Source organism: Streptomyces sp. YS-3 (assembly GCF_045257485.1).
Classification (GTDB): Bacteria; Actinomycetota; Actinomycetes; order Streptomycetales; family Streptomycetaceae; genus Streptomyces.
The window spans coordinates 1-1,530 of record NZ_JBJHPC010000967.1 but is presented as its reverse complement, the minus strand read 5'-3'; the positions used below and the strand labels follow the sequence as shown (position 1 = coordinate 1,530).

1 protein-coding gene is annotated in these 1,530 nt (G+C 76.6%); it reads left to right on the top strand.

Features of this window, described 5'->3' with window-relative positions:
* Nucleotides 1–1,530 (top strand): ComEC/Rec2 family competence protein (locus tag ACJA3G_RS36750; RefSeq protein WP_406557355.1); only part of this gene is annotated, 1,530 nt, incomplete at both ends.

Sequence of the window (1,530 nt, the reverse complement as noted above, 5' to 3'; positions counted from 1 at the left end):
GTCCGGGACCGGGTCCTGGGCCGGGGCTGGGTCCGGGGCTGGGTCCGGGTCCTGGGCTCGTGACCGCGTTGCCCGTGACCGTGTCGCCCGTGCCGGAAGCGGCGATGCGCTCTCCGGACGTGGGAACTCGGTCCGCGACCGTGCATCCCCTGCCGATCGCGCCATCGGAGCCGGAGCCGGAGCCGGAGCCGGAGCCGCAGCCGCTGCTGGAGCCAGAGCCGGGCCCTGGTGGGCGAACCGGGTCGCTGTCGCCGCCGTACTTCTGTGCGCGGCGGCCGGGGCCACCGCGAGCGCGCTGCACATGGCCGAGGCGCGCCGGGGACCGGTCCCGAAACTTGCCCGGCAATTCGTCCGTGCCACCGTCGAGTTGACCCTGACGTCCGACCCCAAGCCGGTGCGGGCGCGGGCGGCCTGGGGCGGGCGGTCCGTGGTGATCCAGGCCGTGGTCACCCGGGTCACCGGGCCGGACGGCGGCGTCGCACACGTGCGGACACCGGTGCTGGTGATCGCGCCGGAGACGTGGCAGCGGCTGCTGCCCTCGACGCGGGTACGCGTCTCCACCCGGCTCGCGCCACCGAGACCGGGCGACCGGGGTACAGCGGCCCTGGTGCGGGTGCCCGAGCGGACGGGTCCGCGGGTCGTGGGGGAGCCGACCGTGTCGCAGCGTACGGCGGCCGGGCTGCGGGACGGGTTGCGGAAGGCGGCCGGTGGACTGGGCCCGGACGCCCGGGCGCTGCTTCCGGGGCTCGTCATCGGGGACACCTCCCGGGTCACGCCCGAGCTGCGGGATGCCTTCGAGGCGACCGACCTCACGCATCTGATGGCGGTGTCTGGCAGCAACCTGGTGATCGTCCTGGTGCTGCTGATCGGACCGCCGAGCCGTGCCTCGCTGGCCGAGCGAGGCGGCCTCGCCCCGCGGCTCGGTATCTCGCTGCGGGCGACGGCGCTGCTCGGCACGGCGGTCACCGTGGCGTTCGTGGTGGTGTGCCGACCGGAGCCGAGTGTGCTGCGCGCGGCGGCCTGCGGGCTCGTCACCTTGCTCGCCATCGCGACGGGCCGCCGCAGATCGCTGATCCCGGCGCTGGCCGCCGCCGTACTGGTCCTGGTGCTGTACGCCCCGGAGCTGGCGGGGAGTTACGGGTTCCTGCTCTCCGTCCTGGCCACGGGGGCGCTCCTCACGATCGCCCCGGGGTGGAGTGAGGCGCTGCGGCGGCGCGGGGTGCCGGGCAGGCTCGCGGAGGTGCTGGCGGCGGCGGGTGCGGCGCAGGCGGTGTGCGCGCCCGTGGTGGCGGTGTTCGCGGCGCGGGTGAGTCTGGTGGCCGTCCCGTGCAACCTGCTGGCGGAGCTGGCGGTGGCCCCGGCGACGGTGCTGGGGTTCGCGGCCCTCGCCGTGGCACCGGTCGCCATGCCGGCGGCCGAGCTGCTGGCACGGTGTGCGGGCTGGCCGACGGAGTGGATCGCCGGTATCGCCCGGACCGGGGCGTCGCTGCCGGGGGCGCAGACGGGGTGGCCGGGCGGCTGGGGCGGGGG